Genomic DNA, 22,661 nt, shown 5'->3' with positions numbered 1-22,661 from the left:
TAGTTTTTGTGGCTGTAGACAAAAAGTAAGTCGCACAGAAGGGATTCTGTGTGAAAAACATCAAGGATGATGCGCGAAGCGTGCTTTTAAATTTAAGCCAAGCCCAATGACCGCTATCTGCTAAAAGCACCAATTCAGACTACTATTGTCAAGCACCCGCAAATAGCAGAAATTTTAGAAATCAATATCATGATTCATTGTATATTGGAAAACCCTCTTTAGACCAAGACAAACCTCATAAAAATAGTCGTTTATCTGTATGTAAGTGAATATAGTTGCGTTATCAATAGCTAGGAGTATGCTAAAACCACAACGAGTTAGTTTATGCGGTGCGTGACTAAAGGCAGGTGTTGAATGAAAGTATATGGCGATACTCAGTCTGGCAATTGTTATAAAGTGAAATTAGTTTGTGCGCTTTTAGGTATTGAGTATGAATGGCAAGATGTTGATATTTTGTCAGGTGAAGCAAGCAATATCGCGTTTTTAGCAAAAAATCCTAATGGTAAAATTCCCGTGTTAGAGTTAGCAGACGGACGTTGTTTGTCTGAATCCAATGCCATAATCAATTATTTAGCTGCGGGGAGTTCTTTATTACCAAATCAGCCATTTGTATTAGCTAAAATCCAGCAATGGCAATTTTTTGAGCAGTATAGTCATGAGCCTAATATTGCTGTAGCGCGATTTATTGCTAAATATCTTGGTTTACCTGAAGAAAGAAAAAATGAATACCAAGCCAAACAAAAAGCCGGTAAACATGCGTTAACTGTTATGCAACAACAGCTATCTGAAAGCCCGTACTTAGTAGGTGATCAAATTACAAACGCAGATATAGCTCTATATGCCTATACCCATGTTGCCCATGAAGCGGGAATTGAGTTAACCGAATTTCCAGCTATCGAGAAGTGGATAACAAGGGTTGCCTCGCAACCACATTATGTGGGAATGCAATAATCAAAGTGTTTTAAATCTATTAAGACACAATAAAAACATAAGGGTACGCTATCTGTGTACTTAAGCCCTTAGCTTCCTATTTGTCCTAATTATTCTCATTACCTACAAAGCCCATAGTAGCCTGTGTAACTTTTAAAAAATGTGTGAAATTCACTACTTATTAGCCTAATAACAATAGAATGTTTTTTAGGGCTTTAGTTAGGTGTTTGAAATATATAGTTTTTATTAGCTGGAATGGCTATTGCTTATGTTTTATCAACCACCAATTAGGGGTGGCAATCTATAGGAGAAATGAGATGTTTAGTGCACTAGGCGCGTTAGTTATTTTTATGTTGTGGCTTATTCCTGTATTAGCCATTGGCTTATCTGATCGCACGCGTGGCGGTGAAAAGCTCGCTTGGTTGTTAGCGGTTATTTTTGTATCCTGGTTTGCTTGGGTGTTCTATTTGCTGCTCGCCCCGCTAAAATCTGAGCGATACTCGGTTTAGTTACATGGCCTTGTATTTAAGTTCATTAAAGACCGAGTTGCTAGATTAAGTGATTTTCTAGAGGTAAGTAAAAGTAAGTTATCGTATTATCTAGTTAACTCATTAAACGCGTTAACTAGGTGATAAAGATGAAAATAGAGGTAAATTTACTTGATGGGCAAAAGTTGCAAGCTAGTTTTGGCCAGCACAGCATTATTAGTGATCAAAGTAAGTCTGCTGGCGGCGACGAATCATACCCAGAGCCTTTTGACTACTTTTTAGCGAGCATGCCTTTGTGCGCTGCGTTTTTTATTCGTAAGTTTTGTCAGCAACGCGACATTAGCACAGATGGCATTTCCTTAACGCAAGAACACCGCACCCAAGGTGAAGATAAATTTAAAAAGTGCTTTTCTATCAAAGTTAGCTTGCCAGAAGGTTTTCCTGAAAAGTATAAAAAGCCCCTTTTAGCTGCTGCTAATACCTGTACAGTGAAAAAAGTGATCCAAGCTATGCCCGATTTTGAAATCGATCTCGCTGACTAAGCCAAAGGAATTTAAAATGAAAACATTACACCTAATCTTATTCTTAGCCCTATGTTTTGCAGTTTCGCCTGTTAGTGCGCAAACCTCGGCAAACACCCAATATGATGCAAAATTAGCTGAATCACTGGGCGCCGATGACTATGGCATGCGTAGTTATGTTTTGGTCATTCTTAAAACTGGCCCGACCCCTATGGAAAAGGGCGAAAAACGCAATGAAATGTTTAAAGGGCATATGGCCAATATTAAACGCCTAGCCGACCAAGGTAAATTAGCCATTGCTGGCCCTATGGATGGAGTCGATGGTTGGCGTGGCATGTTTATTTTTGCTACTCCAGATATTGAAACGGCTAAGCAGTACGTCGCCACTGATCCGGTGATTGATCAAGGTGAAATGATAGCTGAATATCACAAACTTTATGCCTCAGCAGCTTTGATGAAAGTCTATGAGATAAGTAAGCAAATATCTCAACAAACTCCCTAAATAACATACAGAAATGCATGGTTTTGTAGGCCAAGTAAAGTCTAGGTTAAAGGTTCTATAGATCTTGTTTAATTTTGTGGCCACCTAGGCTTTACCATATTGTATGGCTGAGCACTTTAGTGTTTTAAAGCCCATAGGTATAGGCTAGTAAGACTAATACTATGCTCGAATAACACACAGAAATAGGCAAACCAAAAGTAATAAAGTGCTTAAATCTATAATTGCTTGCGCTAAACACTAACAAGTTGGTTTGATAACCATAGGGTGAAATAAAACTTGCACTGGCGGCAAAAGCCACAGCTAAGGCAAAAGGCATAATGGGCAACTGCAAACTTTGCACTAAGCCATAAGCTATAGGAAACATTAACGCCGCCGCGGCATTATTGGTCACCAGTTCAGTTAAAATCAGGGTTAGCAAATACACCATCACCAATGCCCATATTGGGCTGACACTGCCCGCCCAAGGCTCTATTGTTTGCATTAGCTGCGCGATAAAGCCTGATTTCTCTAGCGCTGTAGCTAAGCTTAGTGCGCCCATAATCACCACTATTAAATTGAGCGGGATATTGCGTTTAATTTCATTGTTAGATATCACCCCAGCAATCACTAATAAGGCAATAAAGAAAAGTAATCCTGTGGCTAGACTTAAAACCGAGCTAGCAGCTAGTGCAATGGTGACGATAAAACCACACAAGGTTAGCCATTCTTGTTTGAGGCTTAACTTGGTTGGCATTTTTTTTTCAGACAAGATAAAAAAGTTTTTACTCAGATTGTGCCTTTGCATAAAGTCAGGCCCAGTGGCTAACAATAAAAAATCACCTGATTGCAGTTTTATTTCCCCAAGTTTTCCCGACAAAGTTTCGCCATCTCGTCTAATTGCCACTACTGCAGCATCAAATAAGGCTCTAAATCCTAAAGCTTTAATGGTTTTGCCAATTATTTGCGCCCGGTTAGAAATAATCACTTCGGTGAGGTTGTCGCGCATCAAGCCATTTGATTCTGCAAATAGGCTTAATCCTTTAATGTGATTAAGGTTGTCAACATGTTGAATATTCCCAGAAAAAATTAATTTATCGCCAGCTTCAATCACTATGTCTGGGGTAACGGGAGATATAAGTTTTCCCTTACGCGCAATCTCAGTTAAAAATAATTCGGGTAAATTACGTAAGTGATTTTCTTCTACGCTTTTTCCTACTAACTCACTGTCTGGCTCAACATCTGCTTCAATAAAATAACTGTTGTACTGAGCATTTTTATTGGCAATTTCAGGTAACAAAGGAGTAATCATAAACATTAATAACCCACAACTTAGCCCTGCAACTAAACCATATAAAGTAAAGTCCCAGAAATTAAAGCCAGGATGACCATGTTCTATTAAAAAACTGTCAACGATAAGATTGGTTGAGGTGCCAATAAGGGTTACCGTGCCGCCTAAAATGGCTGAGTAAGATAGGGGAATAAGTAAACGCGACGCATGATGATGTTGGTTTTGTTTCACAGGACCAATTAAGCTGGCCACAATGGCGGTATTGTTAAGTAGTGCAGAAGAGAAAAAGGTTAAGCCAAATAAACGTACAAAGCTTTGTTTAAAATTAGCCGAGATTAAGGTTCTTCCTAAACGCTTAATTAACGAGGTTTTATCTACCGCAGAACTTACCAATAAGAGTAAAACTAAGGTAATTAAGCCTTGGTTAGTTAAGTTATGGATCACCTCAGCTATAACCAGTTGTTGGCTAGCTATCAGTGCCAATATAGTGCCCGCAAAAATCATGGAAGGGCGCTGGTGGGTAAACACCAGCGCCAATAGGGTTCCTGCGAATATTGCGAGTACCAGATACTGATTGATGTCCATATTGTTTTATTCTTATTTTTAGTTGGACTGTGAATTTAAAGTTTGCTGATATCGACCGCATTCCAATGTGGAAAATGCTTTCTTACCAGTTGATTAAACTCAAGTTCAAATTCAGAGAATTGACTGGTATTGGCTTCTTCTGCCACATCAATAATCATACCTGCGCCAACGGTTCCATTGGTGACTCGATCGATAATAATAAAAGCGCCAGTAGCGCGATTTTTAGCATAGGGATCACAAGCTACAGGTTGAGTCAGCTTAATTTTACCCACTGCTATCTCGTTAAGTGCTAGGCGCACGGTTTGTTTTTGCTCCATAGAGTTAACATCAATTTGATAGTCGATATCAGTTACGCTACCTGGCACAAACTTAGTGGCAAACTTAAAGCCATATTGCTTATTAGGCATCATAGGCTCTTCATCCATCCACACTAAATTTGTGCGGTAGGTGTTGCTATGTAGAGGTAAATTATCGCTTTTTACTATCATATCGCCACGTGAGATGTCGATTTCATCTTCTAGTGTGATAGTGGTAGTAAGTGGGGCGTAAGCGCGCTCTTGTTCACCTTCAAAATTCACTAAGGCTTTAACCTTAGATTGTTTACCTGAGGGTAGGGCGGTAATTTTATCGCCAGGCTGTATTTGACCTGATACCACAGTGCCCGCAAAGCCTCTAAAGTTTAAATTAGGGCGGTTGACATATTGCACAGGAAAGCGAAAGTCATCGGCATTAATATCATCATTAATTTCGACATTTTCTAACATGGTCATCAAGGTGTCGCCTGTGTACCAAGGCGTATTTTCACTTGGGTTAACCACATTGTCGCCGTCCAAGGCTGATAACGGAATAAATTGAATATCAGGGATATCTAAACGTTTAGAAAACTCTAAATAATCGGCCTTTATCTTTTCATAAACATTTTGACTGTAGTCTTTTAAATCCATTTTATTCACTGCCACTATGACGTGTTTAATCCCTAACAACGAGACTAAAAACGAGTGACGGCGAGTTTGGGTTTTAACGCCAGCACGAGCATCCACTAAAATAATGGCCACATCGCAGGTTGAGGCGCCAGTGACCATGTTACGTGTATATTGTTCATGTCCTGGCGTGTCGGCAATAATAAATTTACGCTTGTCTGTAGAAAAGTAGCGGTAGGCAACATCTATGGTTATGCCTTGTTCACGCTCAGATTGCAGGCCATCTACTAACAAAGCTAAATCGACTTTATCACCTGTGGTGCCAACTTTTTTACTATCTTTGGTAATGGCGGCTAGCTGATCTTCAAAAATCATTTTTGAGTCATGTAATAAGCGCCCAATTAAAGTGCTTTTACCATCGTCAACACTGCCACAGGTTAAAAAACGTAATAGGTCTTTCTTTTCGTGTTGATCTAAATAGCCCAATATATCTGACTGTAATAATGTGTTTTCGCTATTCATATTTAGCAACTCACCAAAAAATAAGGGTTTAAAATGGATTCTTTTTGATTGTATTTAAGCGCTTGAGCATCGGCTTTTAGTACAGCTTTAGGATCTTCAATCACTGTCACTTTCCCGCCAGCGGCACTAACCACAGCATGTGCTGCAGCTGTATCCCATTCAGAAGTTGGACCTAAACGAGGATATAAATGCGCTGCACCTTCAGCGACCAAACATAGCTTTAACGAACTACCCATGGCCACTAACTCAGTGTCGCCATCAAGGGCGTTAAGCAAAGCTTGAATTTCAGGACTTTGGTGTGAGCGGCTGCCAACTATTTTCCAGGTTTCACCAGCTTGCCATTGTTTTGGCTTAATGGCTTGGCTGATACCTTTGGTGATTTTAACTGCCCCTACAGATTCTTCACCTACATAAGTGTGTTCAAGTACTGGGGCATAAACCACACCAAATACAGGCTTACCTTGGTCAATCAAGGCAATGTTTACCGTGAATTCCCCATTTTTCTTGATAAATTCTTTGGTGCCATCTAAAGGGTCAACCAACCAATACTTAGTCCACTGGCTGCGCTCTTGCCAGCTAATATCGGCAGACTCTTCAGATAAAATGGGTAGCTCAGAGAGTGCTTTTAAGCCTTCTACTATGCAGTTGTGGGCGGCTAAGTCAGCTTCGGTTAGCGGGCTCTCATCTGACTTTTCATAAATGGTAAAATCTTTATTATATATTTGCATGATTTTCTCACCTGCTTGGTGAGCAATATCAATCACGCCTTGTTTAAGCTCGGCTTCTAACATTAAGCTACTATTCCTTTTTCTTTTAGCAGCTCAAATAATTGTTCAGCTGATTGTTCTGCAGTCTGGCCCGAGAAGTTTAGGGTAATTTCTGGGTTTTCTGGGGCTTCGTATGGCGAGTCAATGCCAGTAAAATCTTTAATGTCACCTTGGCGTGCTTTTTGATACAAACCTTTAGGATCGCGTTTTTCACACTCTTCAATGGGGGTATCAATGTATATTTCGATAAATTCGCCGTCTTCTAATAGGTTTCGACAAAAATCTCGTTCGCTTTTAAATGGAGAAATAAAAGCGGTTAATACAATAGTACCTGCATCGACAAATAATTTGGCCACTTCGCCTATGCGTCGGATGTTTTCTACTCGGTCTTTGTCGCTAAAGGTAAGATCGCCACATAAGCCATGACGAACATTATCGCCGTCCAATAGATAGGTGTGTTTACCATGCTCAGCCAATTTTTTTTCTAATAAGTTGGCTATGGTAGATTTTCCTGAACCACTTAATCCAGTTAACCACAACACGCAGGGCTTTTGCATTTTTGCCGAGGCACGAGAAGCTTTATTAATGGCATGTTGATGCCAGACTATGTTGTTGGCCATTTAAAAGTATCCTTCCATTTTTTTCTTCTCCATAGAGCCAGATGAGTCGTGATCTATTACACGGCCTTGGCGCTCTGAAGTTTTGGTTAATAACATTTCTTGGATCACTTCTGGCAAAGTCGCTGCCGTAGACTCTACCGCGCCAGTGAGTGGATAACAGCCTAAGGTTCTAAACCTTACCGAACGCATTTCTGGAACTTCACCTTCTTCTAGCGGCATGCGATCGTCATCTACCATAAAGTAAACCCCATCACGTTTAACCACAGGACGCGGCTTAGCCAGATAAAGCGACGGAATTTCGATATTTTCCATGTAGATATATTGCCAAATATCTAACTCTGTCCAGTTTGACATGGGAAATACCCGAATGCTTTCACCTTTGTTTATTTGTGAGTTATAGACATTCCACAACTCGGGTCTCTGGTTCTTGGGATCCCATCTATGGTTTTCATCTCTGAAAGAATACACCCGCTCTTTAGCGCGAGATTTTTCTTCGTCACGGCGAGCGCCACCAAAGGCGGCATCAAACTTATAGTGATCTAGGGCTTGTTTTAAGCCTGCGGTTTTCATTATGTCTGTATGTTTAGCACTACCGTGGGTAAATGGCCCCACATTCATTTTTAAACCATCTGGATTAATGTGTACCAACAGGTTTAAATCGTGTTTCTTGGCCATTTCGTCACGAAAGCGGATCATCTCCTGAAATTTCCAGGTGGTATCAACATGTAATAATGGAAAAGGAATTTTTCCCGGCGCAAAGGCTTTACGGGCTAAATGCAGTAATACCGACGAGTCTTTTCCTACTGAGTACAACATCACAGGGTTGTCAAATTCGGCGGCCACTTCGCGGAAAATATGAATACTTTCCGCTTCAAGTTGCTTCAAGTGGGTCACAGTTGGAATAGAGTTAGACATGGTTCTCTCACGCAAAGTTAAGGTGTTTATATTAAATAGTTCTATATTTAGAACACTAACAAAAATTCATAAAAAATTGTATTGCTATTTGTGCTATCACAGCACGAAATCAACTAAACCCACTACTTGAGTTGGTCTAGTTGTTCTTGTACTCGGTCAAAGGTTTCTGCCACCCAAGAATCTTGCTGTTTGCTGAGTAAGCTAACCACAATAATGGTGGCGCTACAGGCAATAAAACCAGGCACAATTTCGTAGATCCAGTCACTTAAATGCATGCCACCTATGGTGATAGGCGCATAGATCCAAATAAGTACGGTAAATGCCCCTACTAACATGCCTGATATGGCTGATACGCGAGTCATGTCTTTCCACACTAAGCTAATCAAGATCACAGGTCCAAAGGCCGCACCAAATCCAGCCCATGCATTGCTAACCAAAGTTAAAATGGTGCTGTCTCTATCATAAGCTAAATAAATAGCCACTAAGGCTACTGCGGCCACAGAAATACGCCCCACAGTGATCAATTCTTTTTGGCTTGCGTCTTTACGTAAAAAGGCTTGGTAAAAATCACCAGTTAAAGAGCTAGAAGTAACCAATAACTGTGAAGAAATGGTACTCATGATAGCGGCTAAAATTGCCCCTAATAAAAAGCCACTGACCAATGGATGAAACAGGATCTGTGATAAGTAGATAAAAATGGTTTCAGCGTCACCTAAGTCACCTTGGGTTTTAGTAACATAGGCCAAGCCGAGTAGGCCAGTGGCCAATGCCCCAGTAATAGAAACCAACATCCAGCTAATGCCAATTCGACGTGCGGTTTTTATGTCGTGCACCGAGCGAATGGCCATAAAACGCACAATGATATGAGGTTGACCAAAATAACCTAATCCCCATGATAACAAAGAAATCACCCCAATAACCGTCATGGTTTCGCCGGTTGAAGCATTTTGGAAGAGATCTAAAAAGTTTGCCTCATACACACTTAATTGCTCAGCGGCACCGCTGAATCCACCTAAGTCAAATAACACAACTACAGGTACTAACACTAAAGACACAAACATGATGCAGCCTTGTACAAAGTCGGTCATGCTCACAGCCATAAAACCGCCAACTAAAGTGTAAGCCACAACAACGCCTGCGGTTACATATAGTCCCATTTCGTAGCTCAAACCAAAGGAGGATTCAAATAACTTGCCGCCAGCGACCACACCAGACGAGGTATACAAGGTAAAGAAAATCACTATTACGATAGACGAAATAATACGTAGGCTATGAGTAGTATCGTTAAAGCGGTTTTCAAAATAGTCTGGAATGGTAATGGCATTTTTAGCTAGTTCGGTATACACCCTTAAACGTGGGGCAACCCAAAGATAATTAAGATAGGCACCAACGGCTAAACCTACAGCTATCCAAGCACTAGATAAACCAGACACATACATAGCGCCAGGTAAGCCCATTAACATCCAGCCACTCATGTCTGATGCTCCTGCAGAAAGAGCTGTCACTTTTGGACTTAGGTTGCGGCCACCTAACATATAACCTTCAACGTCTGTACTTGACTGTTTGAAGGAATAAAGTCCGATGCCAAGCATTACTAAAAAATACAGGCCAAGAGAAATCAGAGTATAGGGATCCATGTAGCTTCCTTAGAAGTAAGTAACGAAAAGATATGAAGTTTTTTGCTAATCCCGTATGCTAACAAGTCAACGATCAATTCGCCAGTTACTTACCCATATGTATCAAAAGTCCTTTGTACAACTAACTAAAAACGAACTTTACGCCCTGTTGTTATTGCGCCAACAGGTTTTTATCATTGAGCAACAAAGCATTTATCCTGATTTAGATGAATTAGATCAAGTTGCCATGCATGTGTTAGAAAATGATGAGGCGGGGCAATTGTTAACTTACGCCCGTTATCGTTTAGATGAGCTAGCCAATAAAGTAAAAATAGAAAGGGTAGTATTGCATCCTAGCCAAAGAGGCAAAGGTAAAGGCAAAGCGTTAATTAACTATATTTTGGCGCAAATAAAGCAACAGTATCCAGAACATTTAGTTGAACTTTCATCTCAGCTGGAGGCCAGTGAGTTTTATCAACACTTTGGATTTGTTTGTCAGGGCCAGCCTTACGATGATGGCGGCGTTATGCACATTGATATGCATTTATTGGCCGCCCCTAAAGCTAAATAAACCACAATTAGCGGTGTAAATGCTTAAGCTGAAAAGATAATTTTTTCGCTTAACTTTTGTTTAGTCGTGGCCACATTTTCCGCTGTCTCTCCCACTACTACTATGCTGGCGCGTTGTAGATCTATGGCTTGGCTTTGATACTTTTTATCTAAAGCTTGCCCTTCTTTTAGGTGCCCAGACTGATGGGGAATGATGAAAACCGATACTTTTCCTTGTACGCCTTGCACTACCATATGCAAGCTACGCAAATTTTGGAAATCACAAAAGTTGGCATAATAGATCCGCCCTATATCTTCATTAAAGCTGCCGCCAAAAGTTGCTAATTTGGCGTTAACTTGCTCTAAAGAAATGTTTTCTTGTGCGCCAAGAGCATAATTTCCCTCATGAATAACATGAGCTATGGCCTGTTTAGAGATATCTAACAAAGTACTTTGCTGCCAAAGAGTGAAACTAATTCCCACCACAAAAGCCACAGAAGCAACCAGCGCTAGCTGAATACGGCTACGGGTTTTTTGTTGTTTATGGCTATGTAAACTTTGGCGCAAAATTAATTTATGAGCCAAATCCTTGGGCACCTTTACCTGACTAGCGGCTTGCATTTTTTGTTCGAGTTGTTGTAACTCGAGGCAAAAGCTATGTTTTTTAGGATCATTTTGTTTAGCCGCCAACACATCTTTATCATCACAATAAGGATTGGCATACAGCTTACGTCTAAATTCTAGCTCATCCATTGTGACGCTCCTTACTCGCGTTTGCTTGCTCTAAGGCTTCTTTAACTTGATTACGTGCACGAAACAAGCGAGTCATAACAGTGTTTTTATTTAAATCTAGCTGCTTAGCAATTTCATCACCGCTATAGCCAAAAACGATTTGTAACATAAGGGGTTCTCGGTATTCTTCACTCAAAGAAGCCATGATTAAACGAAGTTCGCGATGTTCAATTTGCATCTCATGCGACAGTTGTTCATCTATTACCGCGACATCTTCAATATCCACTAAATCAAATTGTTTACGTTCAAAGCGTCTGGCATTTTCTCTGCGTAAAATAGTGATCAGCCAAGATTTAGCGGCTTTTTCGTCTTTTAACGAATCTAAAGATTTCCAAGCCCTTAGAAAGGTTTCTTGTACTATGTCTTCAGCCACAGCTTTATCTTTTACTAACCAAAAGGCGTATCTATAAATGTCGCCGTGCAGCGCTAACACTAAGGCTTCGTAACGTGTTTGTTTATTTGTCATGCCACTTAAGACCGAGGCATCCTTGGTTTGCTTTCGCGAAAACATATTATTTTCCATTTCAGCTTAATCAGTGCCTTTCACTCAAGCTAATGAATGAAAAAAATCAGCAGTAGAGTTTAAGATAACAGCGACTAGCCTTGCTGCAACTAAAACTTTACTGCTGAATTACTAGCCGCCAGTGGGGTAGAGGGCTGTTAATTTTTGTTGTTGCTTAGAACTTTGTGTTTTTTGTTTTCTCAATTGCCTAACTAATTTATGTAATTCAGTGGCTTGCCATGGGGTTTTATTGGCGGAGTAACGCGCGGCTAATAAGGCCTGCGTGGCTTGCGTCAGTTGCGCGTTTTGTAGCTTAGCTAAAGACTGGTTTAACGAGGCGTGTTTATCCCCTAACCATTGCCCTAACCATAAACCTAGCAAGTGTTGCGATTGCGCTGCATCATTTTTGCTTAGGGCTTTATCTAACTTTTTCCAAAGTGCTTGTTCACTTTCATGGGTTCTAGCAGTGCTAGCAGTTGCTTTAACTGTAGACTTGATACGGCTGACATGGATTTTCCATGCCATAAGGGTTAAAAGCCATACTAAGGCTAGCCCTAAGCTAAGCCATTGCCAATATGGATTAGTACCCGCATACACTGCTGGTTCACCATTTAAATCAGTCGCAGAAACCACTGGTGGTTCAATTGCTAAAGTTTGTGAACTGGGCGGGGTAAAAGCTGTTTGATTTTGATTAGGGCTTGGTTGAATCTGCAATACTTTTTCAGGAAGCACAGCATATTCGGTTTTTTTGGTAATGCTATTAAACCAAGGCAAACGCACTTCGGGAATGACTAGCTCGCCAGCTTGACTCGGTATAATGGCAATGCTTTCTTTGCGCTGGGCAATCAAGGTATTGTCTTTTTCCACTGTGCTGGTTTCTGCTTGATCTGGGTAAACTTTAACTGAGTCAGGATATTGACTAGCAATTTCGGGCAGTTGTTCTTCTACAACGCCCACCGCAGTTAGGGTTAGGGTGCGAGTGATAGGCTCACCCGCTATATATTGCTTGGCGTCGCCTTGCCATTCATCATGCAGTTGTACAAAGTCACTGGGTAACCAATGTTGCTGATAATTACTAGGGATAGGTAGCACTTCAATTTGTTGGCTAGGTCCCACTCTATTGACCGCTTTACTGCGATTAAAAAAGCCAAAACTCTGGCGAGAATTGTCAATTATTTCACCCTCAAACAAAGGCCCTGCGATAGTAAATTGGCCACTTTCTTGAGGAATGATGGCAAAGGCACGCTCAATAATGCGATACCGCCTGCCATCGACTATTTCACTGTATTCTTTGTCTTTGCCAATCTGTCTTATGTCTGCATTTTCTAGGGTAGGGGATGATAGACTCCCGCGTTGTAGATCTTGGCCTAAATAGAGTTTAACTGTGTAGCGTATTTGTTGTTGTAGATAGACCTGATTGACATCTACCTCTGTGGTCACAAACAAGTCTCGACCTTTTTGTGCCGCTTGGGCGGTCATTGGAATAACATTAATTTCTATGGGTTGAGTTTTTGCTTTGGCAACATTGAACGCTGGAATGGTAAAACGGCCCACTTTGGTGGGGATTAAGGTAGTGGACCAAGTGGTACTTTTAGTGGTAGTAAAATTAATCATTTGGGTTTGAGAACTAACAGAAGTGCGGCCCACCACAAAATCTTGCATTAAAATGGATGCATCAAAAGCATCTCTGTCTACGTCTCCATTGGCAACCACAGTTAAAATAAATGACTCGTCTACCATCACCGGATTTTTATCCACTGAAGCGGTTACCTGTATATTTTGTGCTAAACACAATTGACTAAGCAGTAAACATACTACTGCCCAAACGCTTTTTGTTTTGCTTAATTTAACCATACTCACTGTTACCAATTCCCCTGTACATTAGTTGGTAGCCTTTCTCTTTTTCGCCTTTGTGCCTCAATTTGCATTTTGCGTTTTAATAAAAATGCGGGATCGTCGGGCACCCGTTTGAGTAAATTTTGCATGCGTTGCATTTGTTCTTTTTGCTCATCGCTTAGTTCTTGTTCTTGCTGCTGCAAGGCTTGGTTTTTGTCATTTTGTTCGGCGTTTTCGGCCTCCGATTCTTGAGCTTGCTGCTGTTCTTGTTGCGCTTCTTCTTGTTCGTCAGATGTTTGTGGGTCTTGTTCTGCAGCTTGTTGTTGATCTTGTTGGCCGGTTTGTTGTTCAGCGTTTTGCTGCTGTTGCTCACCAGCATCACTTTGTTGATCTTGGCTATTTTGTTGACTCTGTTGTTGATCACCTTGTTGTTGGTCGTCTTGCTGATCATTGGACGAGTCTTGATTTTGCTGTTGTTGCTGGTTCTGCTGTTGCTGTTGTAGCTTTTCTAATAAGGTTTTATTGGCTAAGGCATCTTGATGATCTGGGGCCTTAGCCAAAACTTGTTCATAAGCCGCAATGGCTTTGTCTAGCTCTCCTAGCTGGGCCAGGGCATTGCCTGCATTGTAAGTAGCATCAACAAATTCAGGAGAGAATTCGGGGATCTGAGCGTACAACTCAAGGGCGGCTTGATAGTCGTTATTTTTATAATGGGCACTGGCTTGCCAAAGTGGATCGTTAAAGGTGCTTGCCGCAGTTTGATAGTCTTGAGCTTGAAAGGCTTGTTGGCCTTGTTGATCTTTAGTTTTCCACATATCTTGCCACCAATCAGCTCGGGCCTGTGGCGAGTAAATAGGCAACAAACAGCCCAATAAGATCACAGTGACTATGCCCCTTCTAAAGCTATAAGCCGCAAAAGGTAAGATTAACAAAAGTAAGTAGGGCCCCATTTCTTGCCATTTATCGCCAAAGTTTTGTTGCTCTTCAGACTCGTTGGCGTTGGGGTCTTGCTCCACTAGAACTTGTTCGATCAAATAATTTATATCGCTGTCATCGGTTTGCATTTGAACAAATCGACCACCGCCAGCTTGACTTAACGAGGCTAGATTATCGGAAGTTAGTTTAGGTACCACTATTGCGCCCTGACTATCTTTTAGCAACTCTCCATTGGTCAACTGAATAGGCGCTCCTTGTGCTGTGCCAACAGCCAAAACCGATAGTCTATATTGGCTACTGTTAATAATGTTACTCAGCTCCTTCATTTGTTGATTTGTTACCCCATCTGTTATCCAAAATATTTCGCCTTGCTGGTAACCGGCATTATTTAATAAATCAATGGCAGCCTGTAAACCCAAGGCCGGATCACTGCCAGGAATAGGCATGATTTCTGGAGATAAACTGGGAATTAAGGTCGTGAGATTTTGGGCATCAGAGCTAAGTGGGCTAATAGTAAAGGCATCACCTGCATAAGCAACTAAGCCTGTCTCACCTTCGGTTATGGCATTGACTAAATCAATCGCTTTGTATTTTGCTCGGGTTAATCTGTCAGGTTTAATATCGGTGGCGCGCATAGATAGCGACATATCTATTAACACCACTTTACCTGTATTTAATTGATATACAGGCTGAGGCAAGCGTTCCCAAGTGGGGCCGGCTAGAGCTAAGGTGGCTAATACCCAGCAAAATGCCAATAAGGTTAAAGGTGGACGAGCGCTTTTTACTCCTTCTGTGGTAATTAAATGTTGATATAAATGGCTGGCCAACACTGATTGCCAACCGGATTGTTGTTTGTGTACAAGCTTTATCAATGAAACCACTATTAATAGCGGAATAATGGCCCACAACCAATGGGGGCGGATAAAATGAAATTCACTAAATTGGGCAAGAAGTTCCATCATGCGGCAGACCTTCTTAAAACAAGTTGATTAATCACTGGAGCTAGTCCCATTAAAAAGGTTATCAATAAAGCTAAGGCTAGCGGGTAATAATATAACGCCTGTAGGGGGCGCATTTGTCTGGTTTCGCGGGCAATGGGCTCTAATTCGTCTAAGGTGGCATAAATTTGCTGAAGAGATTCGGCATCTCGGGCTCTAAAATAGCGCCCACCAGTAGAGGTTGCTATCTTGGTTAGCATGTCCTCATCAAGATCTTGTGATGGGTTAACCTGACGACTGCCAAAAAAGCTTTGTACCAACATTTTGTCGGCCCCTACACCTATAGTATAAATGGTCACCCCATTATTAATGGCCAATTCGTTTGCCTGTTCAGGGGTGATATTACCCGCGGTATTTTGTCCATCAGTTAATAGTATTAATACTTTGTTTGATTCTTTGCGTGCTTCAAAGCGTTTTATTGCTAAGCCTATGGCATCTCCTATAGCCGTTTGTTCGCCAACCAATCCAATGAGAGACTCATTGAGCAGTTGTTCGACTGTCTCTCTGTCGTAGGTGAGGGGGGCTTGTAAATAAGCCGTATCAGCAAACAATATAAGACCAAGGCGATCGCCCACTCGACGTTTTATAAAGTCACTTAGCACAAACTTGATCATTTTTAGACGGTCTACCTGGCGACCATTTAATTGCATGTCATCAATTTTCATACTGCCTGACAAATCTACCGCAATCATCAAGTCGCGGCCCTCAGCGGGTATGCTTACTGGCTCGCCTAACCATTGAGGGCGGGCAGCCGCTACTATCAAAGCAATCCAAGCTAAACTAGCTAAAAATAATGGCAGTTTTTTACTGACTTTTTTGCCGACATTATGCTCTATGCCTTGGGTTAAACTTGGCACCCGTAAGGCTGCCTCTTGTCCTAGCTTTTTACTTGGTAGTAATAAAACTAATAGTGGTAGAGGTAATAAATACAATACCCAAATCCAGGCAAACTCAAACATCTTGTTGCTCCAATTTGTGTAATACACCTTTGCTCGGCGGCAAAGCGTGTTTTAACCAAGCTTGGCAAGCCCTTTGGTAATCTTTTAGTTGTTGGGCTGTGACTGACTGTTTTTTATATAAAGCTCCCTGCATGGCCGCCAAATCAGGTTGCAGTTTGGCTTGGTGTTTAGGGGAGATGCAGGCGGTTAAGAAGGCTAACCATTGCTCTGTATGCAAATTTTCAATGCCAAACTCTGGGAAATAAACCCGCGCAGCACGCTTTAACAATTTATTGAAGTGTGAAATGGCCTTGGGATCTGACAGATCGTAATTTTGTAGTTCAGCTAAAGCTTCGCGTTTTGCTTGGCGTGTTTTAATCCCGCGCACAATGCAATAGGTCAGTAAACCAATAGTTACCAACACAACTAAGGCTAGTAACCACCAACCATAAGCGGGCGGCCAACTTTCTATGGGCGCGGGTAGGTGAATATCTTTTAGATCTTGTAATGGATTCATCATGCTTTTATACCCATCACCTTATTTAATTGCATTTCAAGAGGTAGGCCAGCATTGATGGGTACCACTTGCGCTTTACATTGTTTGAGAGTGGTTTCTATGCGATTAAACTGTGCCATATGCTGGTCACAATACTGACTTTCAGTGTGCTTTTCTCCCAGTACAATTTGTTGTCTATTTTGACCATCAGTTAGAGTCACAGTTTGACTGACTTTTACCTTAGGTAATTGATGTTCAAAGGGATCACTTATGGGGTAAGCAATGACTTCATTATGTTTGCTAAGCTGGGCTATATGCTGTTTAGCCAATTCATCTAACTGACTAAAATCACTTATGATAAAAATTAAACTACCAGGATGAGCTAAACGGCGTAAACGTGCACACATATCAGCTAAGGTCACAGGCGGGCTAGCTAAGTCAGTCGTTTTTGAATTAGTTTGCAGTTTAATCATGCTATTTAACAAAGATAATACCGCTTTTTGCCGAGTAAATGGTTTAGATTCTATGTGCTGGTCTTGATTAAACACCAAGCCGCCTATGCGATCGCCGCGTTTACGTGCCGACCAAGCAATAAGTGCACTTAGATGCGCAGCTTGTACAGATTTAAATAAAAATTGGGTGCCAAATTGCATGCTGTTTGACAAATCGGTTAGCACAAAGACCGGTCGCTCTTTTTCTTCACGGTATAACTTAGTGTGAGTTTTCCCTGTACGCGCGGTGACTCGCCAATCTATGGCACGTATGTCGTCGCCTGCTTGGTAATGTCTGGCTTCGTCAAACTCCATGCCCCGACCTTTGGTTTTAGCCAAATAAGCGCCGGCCAGTTTGGCCTGTACGGTTTTGCGTGGAGACAAATTTAATAAAGCGGTTTTGCCTTGGTAGTAGATCAATTCTTTGATCCCAAGTTCAACCCCATTAGCCTGTAACTTTGTTAACCATGCAGATACATCTAGCATATTAGGCTCCTCAACAAACTAGGTTAAGGAACAGCCACTAGCTGTAAAATTTTATCAAGCACTTGATTGCGGTTTACGCCTTCAGCTTCGGCCTCATAACTAAGCAACACTCTGTGCCTTAACACATTGTGAAACACCGCCTGAATATTGTCTGGGCCAACAAAGTCACGACCCATTAACCAAGCATGAGCTCTTGCGCATTTATCTAAGGCTATAGTGGCCCTTGGACTGGCACCAAACTCTATCCAATTGGCTAAGTCTTGGTGGTAATTCTGTGGCTGACGAGTGGCAATAATCAGTTGCACTATATATTGCTCAAGTGCTTCATCTAAATGGATTTTTAATACGTCTTGGCGAGCATTAAAAATGTCAGTTTGGCTTAAGTTGGGGGCCGCCACGGGTTTTACATGCATGGCTTCGTTACGAGTTAAGCGCAAAATTTCTAATTCAGTGTCAGCCCCTGGGTAGTCAATTTCTAAATGCATTAAAAAGCGATCGAGTTGAGCTTCTGGTAAAGGGTAGGTACCTTCTTGTTCAATAGGGTTTTGGGTTGCCATAACTAAAAATAACTCAGGCAATGCATAGGTTTTGTTTCCAACCGTTATTTGCCTTTCGGCCATAGCTTCTAGTAGGGCAGATTGCACTTTCGCTGGCGCACGGTTAATTTCATCGGCCAACACTAAATTATGGAATAACGGCCCTTTTTGAAACACAAAGTCACCGGTTTCTGGTCGGTAGATATCTGTACCCGTAAGATCTGCTGGTAATAAGTCTGGGGTAAATTGCACCCTATGAAAATCACCTTCTAATCCATTTGCTAAGGCGTTAACCGCGCGCGTTTTAGCTAAGCCTGGTGGCCCTTCAACCAAAAGATGCCCGTCAGCTAATAATGCCACTAAAATATTCTGTGTTAGTGTTTGTTGCCCTACTACCTGACTATCTAAGTAGGCTTGTAATTGGTTAAATTCTGCTACTGCCATAGTGTTAACTATTTCCTTTATATTCTTTGCGAGAACGGACTAACCTTGCTTTGCAATTAGGTTTAAATTAGCGATTTTTTGCTGGTGCTTGCTACTGGAGCCAATGTGAAAATGTTTAATTTGATCACTGAAGCTCAGTTTAATGGCACCGTTTAATGACTATGCTAACCGATATAAGGTTCCCCATTAAAAAAACAATGTTACAAAGCTTAAAAGTCACACTTCATTTCACTACTTGGGTGAAAATCACCCAATTGTTTTAGCGCATGGCAATTTAGCTCCTACACTTAGGCTCAAAAATAGCAAGTGGCAGAAGGTCTTTTTAGGCAGTTCTGATGATTTTTAGGTAAATAGGCAAACCTTGCAGTCAATTTGTTAACTAGGTACAATCGATTAAATTTCACAGGTCAGACCACTGGGTTTGAATGATTAAAAAAGGGTTAGACAATGTCAGCTAAGCAAATAGTTACAACCAGAGAAGGCGACAGAATTGCCATAGTTGCTGGACTTAGAACGCCGTTTGCCAAAATGGCCACCTATTTTCATGGTGTGCCAGCGGTAGACTTAGGCAAGATGGTAGTTAATGAAATGATGGTCAGACATAATCTAGATCCCAATCTCATTGAGCAATTAGTTTATGGCCAAGTAGTGCAAATGCCAGAGGCACCAAATATTGCCCGCGAAATAGTATTAGGCACTGGCATGAACGTTCATACCGATGCCTACAGTGTATCTAGAGCCTGTGCCACTAGTTTTCAATCAACAGTGAGTGTTGCCGAGTCAATGTTAGCTGGCAATATTAGTGTTGGGGTAGCAGGGGGCGCAGACTCTACTTCAGTATCACCTATAGGTGTGTCTAAAAACTTAGCGCGTGCTCTGACAGATTTAACCAAAACCAAAACATTAGGGCAAAAACTGAAGGTACTAAAAAAGCTTGGTCTTAAGGACTTATTACCTGTTCCTCCAGCAGTAGCCGAGTATTCTACTGGGTTGTCTATGGGGCAAACAGCAGAGCAAATGGCTAAAACTCACCAAATTAGTCGTCAAGAGCAAGATGCCTTAGCTCATAGATCACATACCTTGGCAGCCCAAAGTTGGGAACAAGGTAAGTTAGCCAACGAAGTGATGACTGCCTACGCTGAACCTTTTAAAGGCGCCTTAGAAAAAGATAATAACGTGCGATTTGACTCCACCTTAGAAGGTTATGCCAAACCTAAGCCAGTATTTGATAGAAAACATGGCACAGTGACGGCTGCCAATGCTACGCCATTAACTGACGGCGCCTCAGCTGTGTTAATGATGACCGAAAGCCGAGCTAAAGCTCTAGGTTATACCCCCCTTGGTTATATTAAAAGTTATGCTTGGGCGGCGATAGATGTATGGGAAGACATGTTAATGGGGCCTTCTTATGCAACTCCTTTGGCGCTAGATAGAGCCGGCATGACCTTAAATGATCTGACCTTAATTGAAATGCACGAGGCTTTTGCCGCCCAGACCTTAGCTAACCTTAAAATGTTTGCTAGTGATAAGTTTGCCCAAGATAAATTAGGGCGTAAACAAGCTATAGGTGAAATGGACATGGATAAGTTTAATGTCATGGGAAGTTCGCTAGCTTATGGTCACCCTTTTGCCGCAACAGGCACACGCATGATCACCCAAATGTTAAACGAATTGAATCGCCGAGGCGGTGGAACAGGTTTACTTACGGCTTGTGCCGCGGGTGGATTAGCAGCAGCTATGATAGTTGAAACAGAATAAGGTGACTGACATGACCAAACAACAAACCACAGAAAATAACAGCGCCTTTACACTAGATGTGCGTGATGATGGTGTGGCCATCTTAACTATGGATGTGCCAGGCGAGAGCATGAACACCCTTAAAGTTGAGTTTGCTGAGCAAATCCAAGCTGTGTTGCAAGAAATTAAGTCGAACAGCAGCATTAAGGGAGTAGTGGTCATTAGCGGCAAAGACAATTCTTTTGTTGCAGGGGCCGACATTAGCATGTTGGCAGCTTGCGAAAGCGCCGATGATGCAACAGCTATAGCTAAAGGCGGTCAAGACATGTTTCAACAAATTGAAGACATGCCTATTCCCTTTGTGGCCGCTATACATGGTCCTGCGTTAGGCGGAGGCTTAGAGTTAGCCTTAGCTTGTCACTATAGGGTGTGTAGCGATGACGCCAAAACCCAACTTGGTTTACCAGAAGTACAATTGGGGTTGTTACCTGGCAGTGGGGGAACCCAAAGGCTACCTAGATTAATCAGCATCCAACAAGCCATGAAAATGATGCTAACAGGTGCATCTGTTCGAGCTAAGCAAGCTAAAAAATACGGTATTGTTGACGACCTGGTACCGCGCTCGATCCTATTAGATGTGGCGGTTGATTTAGCTAAAAAGCCTAAGCCTAAACGCCAAGGTCCTAAATTAAATTTGATGGGCAAGTTTCTTGAGAAAACGCCTGTTGGACGTAATTTGATGTTTAGCCAAGCGCGTAAACAAACCGCTAGTAAAACTCAAGGCAATTACCCGGCTCCTGATTTGATTATTGATAGCATTGAAACTGGCTTGAATAAAGGCATGGCCAAAGGCCTGGAAGTCGAAGCTAAACACTTTGGAAACTTGGTGATGAGCACAGAATCTGCTGCCTTACGTAGCCTGTTTTTTGCCACCACAGAAATGAAAAAAGAAACAGGTGTAGTAGGGGTAGCCCCAGCCAAGCTAAATAAAATTGGCGTATTAGGTGGTGGATTAATGGGCGGCGGTATCGCCTTTGTTACGGCAGCTAAAGCTGGCTTACCTGCACGTATTAAAGATATTCGAACTGAAGGCATTGCCAATGCAATTAAATATAGTTACGACATATTAAATAAAAAATTCAAACGCGGTTTTATAAAAAAATCTGAGATGCAAAAACAGTTGGCCAAGTTAACCGGTACTGTTGATTATTCGGGCTTTAAAGATGTAGATGTAATAATAGAAGCGGTTTTTGAAGACTTAGGCTTAAAACAGCAAATGGTCGCTGAAATTGAGCAAAACTGTGCTGAGCATACTATCTTTGCCTCAAATACCTCTTCCATTCCCATTGCCAAAATAGCCGAAAAAGCAGCTCGACCTGAACAAGTTATAGGTCTGCATTATTTCTCTCCGGTCGACAAAATGCCATTGGCTGAAGTGATTGCCCATGAAAAAACTTCAGATCTGACAATATCTACTACTGTTGAGTTAGCCAAAAAACAAGGTAAAACCCCTATAGTAGTAAAAGATGGAGCAGGCTTTTATGTGAACCGCATTTTAGCCCCTTATATGAATCAAGCTGCAGAAGTATTGCTGGCGGGTGAGCCTATAGAGCACATTGATAAATCTTTGGTTAAATTTGGCTTCCCAGTTGGGCCGATTAAATTACTTGATGAAGTAGGCATAGATGTTGGCACCAAAATTATTCCATTTTTACAAGAGCAATTTGGTGAACGTTTTGCTGCAAACCCTAGTTTCGACAAAGTTTTGGCAGATGAGCGTAAGGGTAAAAAGAATCAAAAAGGATTCTATAATTATTCGGGTAAAAAACCAGGTAAAGAAGTGGATGCTTCTATCTACACTTTGCTCGGGCTGACGCCAAATAAAAACCTTAGCCAAGCACAAATTGCAGAGCGCTGTGTTTTGTTAATGCTTAACGAGGCGGCTATGTGTTTAGATGAAGGGGTAATACGTAATGCCCGGGATGGCGATATAGGCGCTATCTTTGGTATAGGCTTTCCGCCATTTTTAGGTGGGCCTTTCCGTTATATGCACACAGTGGGAATTGAGCATATAGTTGCTAGGTTAGAGCATTACCAATCTATATTGGGTGATAAATTTACGCCAGCCAACTGTCTAATAAAAATGCGTGATTCAGGCCAATCCTTTTATTGATATGGCTTGATTAGGCCCTAAGGGCTAAAACGTAAAGATTTATATACCTAGCTCGACTTTAATATACTAAGTCGAGCTTTTTTATCTCTGCCAT

At 41.6% G+C, this 22,661-nt stretch carries 21 protein-coding genes; 7 read left to right on the top strand and 14 right to left on the bottom strand.

Annotated features, from left to right (window positions below; translation table 11 throughout):
* The first annotated feature begins 354 nt into the window (after positions 1-354).
* The 4 genes from ACVCDT_RS12335 to ACVCDT_RS12320 all read left to right on the top strand — a co-directional run bounded on the left by ACVCDT_RS12335 (position 355) and on the right by ACVCDT_RS12320 (position 2,441).
* A complete protein-coding gene (locus ACVCDT_RS12335) occupies positions 355-951 on the top strand; it encodes a glutathione S-transferase family protein (RefSeq protein WP_447133086.1) in 597 nt (198 codons plus the stop codon).
* Between the two features lie 296 nt (positions 952-1,247).
* Positions 1,248-1,439 (top strand): hypothetical protein, encoded by a 192-nt coding sequence (locus tag ACVCDT_RS12330; protein ID WP_447133085.1) that lies wholly within the window; start codon positions 1,248-1,250, stop codon positions 1,437-1,439.
* A gap of 128 nt (positions 1,440-1,567) precedes the next feature.
* Positions 1,568-1,960, top strand: a complete 393-nt coding sequence (locus ACVCDT_RS12325) for an OsmC family protein (protein WP_447133084.1) — start codon at positions 1,568-1,570, stop codon at positions 1,958-1,960.
* A 16-nt stretch (positions 1,961-1,976) separates the two neighbouring features.
* Entirely contained in the window at positions 1,977-2,441 is a 465-nt protein-coding gene (locus tag ACVCDT_RS12320; RefSeq protein ID WP_447133083.1) for a YciI family protein, read from the top strand.
* Between the two features lie 124 nt (positions 2,442-2,565).
* Here the strand turns inward: ACVCDT_RS12320 and ACVCDT_RS12315 are convergent, their stop codons facing one another.
* The 6 genes from ACVCDT_RS12315 to putP all read right to left on the bottom strand — a co-directional run bounded on the left by ACVCDT_RS12315 (position 2,566) and on the right by putP (position 9,674).
* Positions 2,566-4,293: an SLC13 family permease gene (locus ACVCDT_RS12315; RefSeq protein ID WP_447133082.1), complete on the bottom strand. Its 1,728-nt coding sequence runs from the start codon at positions 4,291-4,293 to the stop codon at positions 2,566-2,568.
* 35 nt (positions 4,294-4,328) lie between these two features.
* Positions 4,329-5,735, bottom strand: a complete 1,407-nt coding sequence (gene cysN / locus ACVCDT_RS12310; protein ID WP_447133081.1) for a sulfate adenylyltransferase subunit CysN — start codon at positions 5,733-5,735, stop codon at positions 4,329-4,331.
* A 2-nt stretch (positions 5,736-5,737) separates the two neighbouring features.
* Entirely contained in the window at positions 5,738-6,526 is a 789-nt protein-coding gene (gene cysQ, locus ACVCDT_RS12305; protein WP_447133080.1) for a 3'(2'),5'-bisphosphate nucleotidase CysQ, read from the bottom strand.
* Positions 6,526-7,122, bottom strand: coding sequence for an adenylyl-sulfate kinase (gene cysC / locus ACVCDT_RS12300; RefSeq protein ID WP_447133079.1), 597 nt, complete (start codon positions 7,120-7,122; stop codon positions 6,526-6,528). The genes cysQ and cysC overlap by 1 nt, the downstream gene beginning before the upstream one ends.
* Positions 7,123-8,037 carry a sulfate adenylyltransferase subunit CysD gene (gene cysD, locus ACVCDT_RS12295; RefSeq protein WP_447133078.1) on the bottom strand — a complete coding sequence of 305 codons (915 nt, stop codon included), beginning with the start codon at positions 8,035-8,037 and terminating at the stop codon, positions 7,123-7,125.
* A gap of 122 nt (positions 8,038-8,159) precedes the next feature.
* Complete coding sequence (putP, locus tag ACVCDT_RS12290) at positions 8,160-9,674, bottom strand: sodium/proline symporter PutP (RefSeq protein WP_447133077.1); 1,515 nt, start codon at positions 9,672-9,674, stop codon at positions 8,160-8,162.
* Between the two features lie 97 nt (positions 9,675-9,771).
* On the opposite strand from putP, the gene ACVCDT_RS12285 reads away from it, so the two are divergent.
* Positions 9,772-10,224 (top strand): GNAT family N-acetyltransferase, encoded by a 453-nt coding sequence (locus ACVCDT_RS12285; RefSeq protein WP_447133076.1) that lies wholly within the window; start codon positions 9,772-9,774, stop codon positions 10,222-10,224.
* A 23-nt stretch (positions 10,225-10,247) separates the two neighbouring features.
* Here the strand turns inward: ACVCDT_RS12285 and ACVCDT_RS12280 are convergent, their stop codons facing one another.
* The 8 genes from ACVCDT_RS12280 to ACVCDT_RS12245 all read right to left on the bottom strand — a co-directional run bounded on the left by ACVCDT_RS12280 (position 10,248) and on the right by ACVCDT_RS12245 (position 18,657).
* Positions 10,248-10,955, bottom strand: coding sequence for a DUF3379 domain-containing protein (locus ACVCDT_RS12280; RefSeq protein ID WP_447133075.1), 708 nt, complete (start codon positions 10,953-10,955; stop codon positions 10,248-10,250).
* Positions 10,948-11,505 (bottom strand): sigma-70 family RNA polymerase sigma factor, encoded by a 558-nt coding sequence (locus ACVCDT_RS12275; protein WP_447133074.1) that lies wholly within the window; start codon positions 11,503-11,505, stop codon positions 10,948-10,950. Before ACVCDT_RS12275 ends, ACVCDT_RS12280 begins: the two co-directional genes overlap by 8 nt.
* A 123-nt stretch (positions 11,506-11,628) precedes the next feature.
* Positions 11,629-13,350: a BatD family protein gene (locus ACVCDT_RS12270; RefSeq protein ID WP_447133090.1), complete on the bottom strand. Its 1,722-nt coding sequence runs from the start codon at positions 13,348-13,350 to the stop codon at positions 11,629-11,631.
* 8 nt (positions 13,351-13,358) lie between these two features.
* On the bottom strand, positions 13,359-15,227 hold the full coding sequence (locus ACVCDT_RS12265; RefSeq protein WP_447133089.1) for a vWA domain-containing protein: 1,869 nt from the start codon (positions 15,225-15,227) through the stop codon (positions 13,359-13,361).
* Complete coding sequence (locus tag ACVCDT_RS12260; RefSeq protein WP_447133073.1) at positions 15,227-16,225, bottom strand: vWA domain-containing protein; 999 nt, start codon at positions 16,223-16,225, stop codon at positions 15,227-15,229. Before ACVCDT_RS12260 ends, ACVCDT_RS12265 begins: the two co-directional genes overlap by 1 nt.
* A complete protein-coding gene (locus ACVCDT_RS12255) occupies positions 16,218-16,724 on the bottom strand; it encodes a DUF4381 domain-containing protein (RefSeq protein ID WP_447133072.1) in 507 nt (168 codons plus the stop codon). The genes ACVCDT_RS12260 and ACVCDT_RS12255 overlap by 8 nt, the downstream gene beginning before the upstream one ends.
* The gene (locus tag ACVCDT_RS12250) at positions 16,721-17,677 is read right to left on the bottom strand and encodes a DUF58 domain-containing protein (protein ID WP_447133071.1); all 957 of its coding nucleotides are present in this window, start codon (positions 17,675-17,677) and stop codon (positions 16,721-16,723) included. The genes ACVCDT_RS12255 and ACVCDT_RS12250 overlap by 4 nt, the downstream gene beginning before the upstream one ends.
* Before the next feature lie 23 nt (positions 17,678-17,700).
* Complete coding sequence (locus ACVCDT_RS12245) at positions 17,701-18,657, bottom strand: AAA family ATPase (protein ID WP_447133070.1); 957 nt, start codon at positions 18,655-18,657, stop codon at positions 17,701-17,703.
* Between the two features lie 447 nt (positions 18,658-19,104).
* On the opposite strand from ACVCDT_RS12245, the gene fadI reads away from it, so the two are divergent.
* Both fadI and fadJ read left to right on the top strand, forming a co-directional pair.
* Positions 19,105-20,415, top strand: a complete 1,311-nt coding sequence (gene fadI / locus ACVCDT_RS12240; protein ID WP_447133069.1) for an acetyl-CoA C-acyltransferase FadI — start codon at positions 19,105-19,107, stop codon at positions 20,413-20,415.
* A gap of 10 nt (positions 20,416-20,425) precedes the next feature.
* Positions 20,426-22,567: a fatty acid oxidation complex subunit alpha FadJ gene (fadJ, locus tag ACVCDT_RS12235; protein WP_447133068.1), complete on the top strand. Its 2,142-nt coding sequence runs from the start codon at positions 20,426-20,428 to the stop codon at positions 22,565-22,567.
* Positions 22,568-22,661 lie beyond the last annotated feature (94 nt).

This window comes from Paraglaciecola aestuariivivens, assembly GCF_052983255.1.
The sequence above is the reverse complement of the archived record's forward strand: the minus strand, read 5'-3'. Positions and strand labels throughout refer to the sequence as shown.